The organism is Flavobacterium hibisci (assembly GCF_020026925.1).
Classification (GTDB): Bacteria; Bacteroidota; Bacteroidia; order Flavobacteriales; family Flavobacteriaceae; genus Flavobacterium; species Flavobacterium hibisci.
Genome location: NZ_JAIQDW010000016.1, coordinates 100,473 through 109,412, shown reverse-complemented (window position 1 = coordinate 109,412; position 8,940 = coordinate 100,473). Strand labels below are relative to the sequence as shown.

Annotated in this window: 3 protein-coding genes; all 3 read right to left on the bottom strand. The window is 35.6% G+C overall.

The genetic code is table 11. The features are described 5' to 3' along the window. Positions 1–157 precede the first annotated feature (157 nt). The 3 genes from K8B81_RS15950 to K8B81_RS15940 are packed head-to-tail and all read right to left on the bottom strand — an operon-like array spanning position 158 to position 8,856. A complete protein-coding gene (locus tag K8B81_RS15950) occupies positions 158–868 on the bottom strand; it encodes a hypothetical protein (RefSeq protein ID WP_223682555.1) in 711 nt (236 codons plus the stop codon). A gap of 24 nt (positions 869–892) precedes the next feature. Continuing rightward, positions 893–6,343, bottom strand: a complete 5,451-nt coding sequence (locus K8B81_RS15945; protein ID WP_223682554.1) for a DNA/RNA non-specific endonuclease — start codon at positions 6,341–6,343, stop codon at positions 893–895. Positions 6,344–6,399: 56 nt separating this feature from the next. Further along, the gene (locus K8B81_RS15940) at positions 6,400–8,856 is read right to left on the bottom strand and encodes a hypothetical protein (RefSeq protein WP_223682553.1); all 2,457 of its coding nucleotides are present in this window, start codon (positions 8,854–8,856) and stop codon (positions 6,400–6,402) included. Positions 8,857–8,940 lie beyond the last annotated feature (84 nt).

Below are 8,940 nucleotides of genomic sequence, written 5' to 3'. Positions count from 1 at the left end.
TGCAAACTTATAAGCAGGATATTCGCAGTTATTAATCGAGAAACAGAATACATAAACACCTATAAATTTGCATCTTAAATTTTAACACTTTTTAATTGTTTTTTATCATAGAATGCGCAGCTTTTCATGAGAACACTTCGTAGAGCGGGAGAGGGGCTTATTCTAGGAGGTAACTCACAAATTCTTCTCTTTTATCATAAGGAATGTCATAATGTAGCGACTTTAATATCATAGTGTTCCATGGTTTCCATTCGTCTGACAGTTCATTATTAGTTATGCTATGATGCTCCAAAAGTCCTTCGATGAAATAATCTTTTAATGGCATTTCTACCGTTCTTTCTTTTCCGTCTTTGGTAAGAACAATATTATGCTTTAATTCATTTTTATTACTAATGTGGAAAGTAAATATTCCACTATCCCAGGAACTCAGGTAGTCTAAATCTCCATCATCATCATATTGTGTGGGTAAAAGGTTGTTGTCTTTTTCATATTCAAATAGCATTGACATCATTCGTTCGTTTACCCATTGGTAGAATACTTCTGCATAATTCAATAAGTCTTGTTTTTCTTTGCTGTTTTCCCAATGGTATGATATCGAATAATTTTCACTATCCTTAATTTTAAAAATTACAATATTAAATTTCTCTTTTGTAGCAATTTTCGATTTGAAAAAATTTGATACTTGATTTTCATAAAAAAATAATTCCCTTCCATCTAGATCAGTATTAATCTTGTTTCCATCTTTATAATAAGATGTATAAATATCATAACTTCCTCCAAGAGTAAATATAAATTTTACTTCTAATAAATCATAAAGCTCCTCAATATAATAATTACAAAAAGCGTTTACTATTTCTTGTTCTTTCATACCTAATTATTTTTAATTACAATACTAAGGATTTGCAATTGCCCTTTTACTTAAATCATTGTTTTTAATTCCATCAACAAAAATATCTACTCTAGTAGAAATTGGTCTTTTTGAATTTCCATCAAAATAAAACTCCATTTCGACTTTTAACTTTTTATTAGGATTTGCTCTTTTGAAGTCTGATACAGCCTTTTCCATGTTAAACCAATCCCCTCCAGCTCTGTTCTGTCCGGCATTTTGAGAAAAATAATTAATCTGTTCACTTGGTCCTCCCCATTCATTTCTAAAAATATGTCCACCATCATCGTTTGAGAGACCATCTTTTACAACTTTGGTATCCTGCTGATAACTTTCTTTTCTTGCTCGTGAACTGAAATCAAGATCTTCCATCACAGTTTTATTAACTCTGCCTAAATCATCGGTTTCAAAAATATATTTGCCATTGTCAACAACATATCTGAAGTTTTTCATTAGAGGAGGAGAAACATTTAATAGTTTATTCCATCCTTGGCCAGCATCACCAGCGGTTGCATGTATTTCATTGTCGAAAATTTCTGCCCATTTTTTACCTTTACTGTCAACTAAAACAAGTTTGCCGTCAAGCTTTTTAATTGTCCAGGTACTTGGTAATTGTTTTGTGATTTCAAGCAGTTCAGCTAATCTTGTAGAGCCTAATGTTTTTTCAAGATCTTCAAGTACTTGTTTGTCAAGATTACCTGAGAATGTTTTCCCCATTTCAGCACCATCCCCGATGCAATTAGTTCCACATTCATTTACAGGAGGAGCCACCTCAGTAGTTGTTCCATTTGGTTCTACTTTATACCATTTGGTACCTTCTGCACGCTGTACTCCATTTTCGAAAACAGTAATTGCTCCTTCTGTTGTATAAACAACTTTGCCGGTAGCTTCAGAAAGTGCTTTGGCGCTGGCTAAGTCGTTACACGATAATAAAATAATTTCTTTTTTATCGCTTAATTTTTTACTTAATAATTCACCTAATTCTTCCGGACTATATTCTATTCCGTCAACTAAAAATTTACCCTGATCTGTTGCATGTAAACTTATGGATATTTGATCAGATCTTTTAAGAATTCTTTTAAAATTTGCTTTTAAAATATCTCGTAATTTTTTGCTGACAGCTGGTTCTAATTTGGCTAATGGGGTGATAACAAATTTTCCAAGTTTATTCACGCCGGCCTTTATAAATGGACTGCTTAATTTTGCAAATTTACCCATTATTGCCCCAACAGCATCTAGTCTATCTAAAGTTTGGAAAAATGCAGATAATCCTTTTGCTTCGCCTGCTCCATAGAAACAAGATATGACAATAAATCCAACTTCCCCGGTTGCATAAGAAGCCATGCATGGATTGGCAGAATATTTATCCCATTGTTCTCCTGCCATATGACCAATTGTTGACCAACTGAGTTTAGACAGGCCATTCCATAATTTTACAGCTTGATCGTCTTCGTTTGTAATTAGTTTAATTATCATTGAGGCTCCTTCAGGAACACCTCCAATAGCGGTAACTAAACCATTCCATATACCGCAAGTAAATGCAAAATTACATCTGCTTTCGGAGTATTTGGCTATATATTCATTATTGTTTGATATAAAATTATTTACCTTGTCTTTAATAACACTAAATGTTATTAATGAGTAGACCTGGCCAGGGATAGGATTATAATCTTTTTCGTCAGGGTTGTAAAAACGAATTGGAATTTTTGCTTCCCCAATAACACCTGCCAATCCATCTAACATTGCTGTTAAAGGATTAAAGGGAGTATAAGTACCATCAAATTTAGGCAATATGTCAATTAAAGCCTGAAGGTATTTATTCATCTGTGGGGTGCCTTTACCTTCAATACCATCTCCTAAAAACGTTTTTATTACAGGTTTTTCTGCATCTTTAAAATCAATTAGCAAACCAATTTCTTTTCCTTTTAAAGAGCCTAAATAACCAGTAATTTCATTTCTTTTCGTATCCGGAGTATTCGCATCTATTAAATAAATTTTACATAAAATTCCGGTGCCATTCTTAATACCTCCTAATTGACCTAATATTTTTTGCTTTTCTTCTGAGGTAATTACTGTTGCTAAATCAAAAACATGAGTTGTTTGTGTGCCTACGTCTGTTTTATCTTCTGTATATGTTTTATTAGCATTTTTACCTAGATTGACTACATAGTTTTTATAATTAACATTACTGCCATTTCCTTCAATGTTATCCGGTAGATTACAACCTAAATCCCCCCAATAAATACTTCTGGTTTCTTTGTCTTTTACACGATATTGAGCAATGCTGTAATCAGCGATATATTGGGCTAATGCTGCTGTATCATGCTTTTCTATAATAGTTTTTAATCTTTCATTATAATCAGTTCGGAGATATTTTCTATTATTACAAGGCTCATTGTTTTTAAAGATTAACCAAATTGGAGCTTTATCACTAGGTTTTTTAAAATAATTTTCAGCTTCATAATCTTTACCATTCCCATTTAGTTTGTATTTCTTTGAGTATGCGTTCCAAATATAGTTTAGTGTATCCTTGCCAGCTATATATTCGAAAGCTCCGAGCATTCCTTCATCCATATTTGGAATTTGATTGCCTGATAATATTGTACGAGTATTAGTTTGTACAAATTCCCATTGAGGTGTAAGTCCATACCCCCCAGCCAAAGCCCCGTCAGAGCTCTTCTGAAACCCATAAAATTTCCAGCCGCCGCTATGGATAATATCCCAGTTGTTATGAGATAGTACAGTACCGTCTCCGTAATCCATCAAAAGATCTGTTTTTCCTGATTCAGCTTCAGCTGAGAATGGATGTTTCAGGCCAAAAATACCGTGACCTAATTCGTGTGCAGCCGTTTTTATATTACCGTTGTTAAATACAAAAGCATACTGACCTCCAAGAGGCATAAAGCCTTTATAACCATTCTGCCCTGATTTTCCGGTGTAGATAACATAATACGTTTTATCGTTATATTTAAAATCAGCACTGGATTCAATCTGGCTGATAATATTATTCTGATCATTCGTATAAACATCAAAGACACCACTTTCTCCACATTGGATTTCATTTGGTAATGCTCCAATAGCAACTTTTTGAGTAGTAACATCAAACTTAATCCCAACTTTGTTATAAACTTCGTTAAAGAAATTTTTAGCCTCGCCAGCGCCGGGACTACTTGCTCCATTTACACTTAAAAGGGTGATATTTATAACCGGTTTTTGGGTTAATTGCCAAATGTTTACTTTTCCTGCAATGTCTGATTTTCCGTAAATTGTTTTGGTTTCGTCTTTAGGATCTTTTTCTTTAGCCCCTTTTACCGTTGCAATGATGCTTTCTTTAGAAAAGTTTAGTGTTCTTTTCAGTTTTATCTCTGCTTTGGTAGCGCTTGTCCATTTTACATCAACGGCTGCCCCGGTATTGGTTTTAAAAACAATATCGTCTTTGGTTTTTCCGTTTTCAAAATCGGCTTCAGCGATTAAGGTATCGGGACCATTCAAATCTGAGACGGCTTTATAATTTACGTTATAGACACTTCCGTCTTTTGTTGGAAGAGTCTCATACGTATCTTTAAGTTTTTTAGGCCCTTTATCAGGAAGTTCATCAAAAGCATAAATGGCTTTAGGACCGTCCTCAAAAGTAATGGAAACATCGGGAGAGGATATTTGTGTAACCTCACCGCCGCTTGAGACGCCATTGGTGTTTGCCGCAACGGCTCTACCGCCTTCTGCTGCTTTGATAAAGGTAGGCGCACCGCTGCCATTAGCCGGAATATTGACTACATCACCGCTTTTATCAATATAAACCTGGTCATAAACTGATTTAGGCAATGTGGTCGATTCGCCATTAGTACCTTTGATGGTGGTACTGCCATCCGGATTCAATGTAACTCCGTCTTCTTTTACTTCATATGCTAACTTGCCTTCAATAGGTTTACCGTTGCTTCCTGCAATATCATTAGTAATTTTATCGACATCGAGCATTTTGTCCCAGTTAGCTGCATCATAACTAGCCACAATCTCACCCGAAATGAGTTTAAAGTCGGTATTGACACCAATATCTTTGAAAGTAATTTTGATGCGTGAGAACTGACCGATATTGATCTTTTCACCTCCGAGTGCATCAGCAGCGTCAATTAGTTTTCTGAATTTTTCAAGGAAAGGAAGTGTTACATAACCATCTCCGGTAAAAGTTCCGTTACTACCGGTACTGTGAAGGACAACAATAGGGAAATCGCCTGCGGTGACCACATCATTAGGGAAAAGCTCAGGCAGCGGATTTTTATTAGCCAAATCTTTAGGATCCGGTTTGATACCACAGCCCTGAAAAGCAATTTCGTCTTTAACAAGGGTTGTAAATTCCTTAATCGTACTATGGGTATATTTTCCAACTTCGCATGAAGCTCCTACGGTGTATTCGTAAACAGCATTTGGTTTTAGGTTGCTAAGCGTTAAATTTTCCCTTGGTGTAACGAGTTTATACCATTCTGAATCCGCATTTTTTTCACGGTAGTTTACTTCATAGTCATAATTATCAATATTACCGCTCCAGGTTATTTTAGCCTGGTTTTCACTAATTCCCGAAGTTGTTATGGCAAGAGGGGCGGTACAATACGTTTCATAATCGAAAGAAAAAATTTCGCTGTACCCGTTATTTTTGAAAACACCTATTTCTTCGGCGCCAAAAATGGCCTTCGCTTTGACGCGCCATGCATATTTTTTTCCGGGAATCAACTGCGGTTCATTAATGCCGTATTGTAATGTTGTGTTTCTTGTGGTAGTAGTGTATAAGGGAGGAGAGTAGGCAAATGCATTTTGAACAGGAGTATATTTGTCCCAGATTTCTACCAGTGAGAATTCGTATTCTACATTGCTGACATTGATGCTTCTTGGCGTCCAGCCGAAAACTATATTCTGAATATTTTGCTGCATAAAAGAAGCATTATTCAAAGGCAGATTTAAGAATGGAGGATCGTTCTGAAAAATAATAGTATTCGTGCCGGTTTTATTAGAAAGCTTTCTGCCGGTAGCAAAATCATAAACTTCTACATAAATATTGTAAAGTCCTTCCGGTAAAGGCTGCGCATATTGGTTAGGAGTAAGTCCCAGAAGGTTTTGATATTCAAAATAAGGAGCCAGATCTACATTGGTTAACTGTAATGGAACTCCTCCTTCAAGATACAACGGACGGGCACCTGCAACAAAATCATTGGTGTTAAACGATATTCCATTCCCCTGAAAGTAAATTTTCAGTTTTACCTGTCGGTTCGAAATGGTTAAATCGTTTAAAACAATCTGAATTTTTATCGGACTGTTAATTGTAGAGGCATCAGCATAATGGCTCAGATAAATAGGAGACGGCTGCTTGATTTGCGTTGATACCGATATCGGATAACTCTGAGCATAGCTCTCAAAGCCAGCAAAAGAGCTTAACAGCAATAGATACAGATATATTTTTTTTAGCATTTTAGGTAAGTTAGGCTTGTCCATTATTTTGGCGGTTTAATATCCTGGGATGTACTTTATTTTTGAATATATTTTAAATCAATTTCATCATTTGAGGCATTTTTAACTGCCAGATCATGATAAAACGGAATTATTTTTAGTTCGATGGCATCTACTATTTCGGATGCATTCTTTTTTTCTTTGATCAATTTAAAAATGGCTTCAATATTTTGTTTGCTGAATTCGGCTGCATTTTCATTTTGCTGGATTTCTTGTGAAGGGATTTTAGAAAGCAGGGCCATTTCACGCAGCATCCATCGGTGGTTTTTCAGTTGGTTGCGGCTGTTGTTGCTTCTTTCTACCAGTTTTAAATATGAATTATAACTCGTTCTGTCGGTAATATCGGTTTCATTTATATGATGAAGCGGGTGACTGTTTACTCTTCCAATAGCTGCTGTGTAAGCATTTTCAAGACCTTCATCTTTTTGGCTCATTTCTTTTTCCAGTTTCTGGGCAGTTTCAGCTAAATAAGTGTTATATTTTTCTGAATTCCCTTTTTCTTCGGTAAATGCTTCCAGGTAATCCAGTACTTTTTCCTTCAGTTCCTTATCGTCAGGCGTAAGGGAAGCCAGCGTTATTAAATGCTCTAAATGCTCTTTTTCGGCTATTGGCAAAGAATTTAAAGAAAGTTGTTTTTCTTTCAGCTGGGCTATAATCTCTTCACGGGTTCCTTCAAATAGCTGATTCTTAAAATTGATTTTTAAGACAGGTGCAGAAGCTGTTTTATCCTGATTTTCAGAAAGAGGTTCTCTCTTCGGACGCATTTTAATTTTATCAAAGGAATACGTATAGGTTAAGGTTGCTGTAAGATCATTATTCTTTTGGGTTGCTGAATTGCTGAATAAAGCAATTACACCCATATTGAAATTGTGGTTTTGAAGATAAATATAAGATCCGTTTAACCTGAAATTGATGATGTCATTTTGTTTATCTCCATTGTTATAACTGGTATTGTAGCTTGTAGAAGCATTGGTGGTCAGTTTTTTGTCAAAAAAGAGTTTTGAGGCACCAATTGTTGGCCCAATGATGAGGTTTCTCCCGGAATCAGTCTTACCGTAAGTATTATTTAAGGATCCTGTAAAATTCAAATCTTTGTCAGGATAACCTACCGTATAGGCAATACCCGAGTTGTAGTAAGTTGAAGCGCCACCTTCAATTGTTCTTCCCTGTTGTTGGTTTACGGCATCCTGCATAGAAAAATTAGCATTTATGGCTTTTTTCAGATGCTTGTCGTTCTTTATGAGATAATTGATGTTTAAAGCCGCATTTTGATTGACCTGTCTGAAGTTTAAGGTATCCAGATAGTCATAATCAGAAACCTGATTGATGTAGTCAAATTGGTTTCGGCTGTTGGTATAAGACTGAAAATTAGAATAGTTTACATTTAGGTTTAGTTTTTCATTTGGTCTGAAATCGGCAGTAACAGAAGATACCACGCGTTTCATCTGGCTTTGTTTTTGTTTGTCCAGATTGTCTTTCTGAAGACCCAGGTTTAACGCTAGTGAAACTTTGTCTTTTACTATATTCTGGGTCGCATTTACGGTAATATTTTCCAGATCATTGTTGAAATAATAACCTCCTAAAGTTCTGTAGTTAGGATCAATTCTTTCGTATCCTAGCCCAAGGGTTCCTTTCCCGGCAGGATAAGTAAGCTGACCTTTAAAAGCATCGTAGCTGCTTGTAGTACTGTTTTTGTTTAAGAAGAAAGAGGAGAGGCTATTTCCTGTTCCATTTCCATCAGCACGTAAGTCCTCAGTAATACTGCTGTTGGCATATTCAGCAAAAACCTGCATTTTTTTAAGTATTTTAAAAGAAGATTCAATACTGATAGCGGCATTGTCTTTTGGAGTTACACCTAATTCAAATGGGACAGGGTTTAATAATGATCCTGCTTCATCTTTTGCTTTAAAAAAGGTAACACCCAGATTTATTTTTTCAAAAGCGTATGATGTTTTAAAACCATATCCTAACCTTTTATAAGTTGGAACAATTTCCGGATAAAGATTGTTATACTCGCTGCTTTTTAATAAACGTCCGTACATCGCACTAATCTTAAAGTTGCCTTGTGGAGTAAGGTCAACACCTACTCCTGAAAATTGATGTCCGCTCAGGGTATAAGGAGAAAAAGTCATGCTTACATCTCCAATGTGTCCGGTAATCCATTTATAAGATGGATGGATACTCAAACGATTCATCAGTACCGGTTTCCCATAGCCCAGTTTTTGATTGGTGTATGAAAATGAAAAAGGTAAATTGTATAAGCCTGCTACATTTACATTAATATTTCCGTTGAGAAAATAACTGAAAGGTTCTCTTGCAGCATTCCCAGAATAGAAAACAGTATTGGCAGATGCACCACCGCTTACATTGATTAATTTGGCTTTGCGCAGTTCCTGTACATTAAAGTTTTGCGAAAAACCAAAAGCACTTAGTAAGAGCAGGTAAGTATTAAATAATATTCTTTTTAAAGTCATTCTTTATATGCTGTGAGCATCGAATTCGAAAATATCCGCTCTTTTTCATTATTAAATTGATGTTTTTTGCCGGATCAGTCTAAG

Coding starts and splice junctions, on each gene's coding strand:
- K8B81_RS15950 (WP_223682555.1), bottom strand. CDS start 868: ATGAAAGAACAAGAAATAGTAAACGCTTTTTGTAATTATTATATTGAG.
- K8B81_RS15940 (WP_223682553.1), bottom strand. CDS start 8,856: ATGACTTTAAAAAGAATATTATTTAATACTTACCTGCTCTTACTAAGT.
- K8B81_RS15945 (WP_223682554.1), bottom strand. CDS start 6,343: ATGCTAAAAAAAATATATCTGTATCTATTGCTGTTAAGCTCTTTTGCT.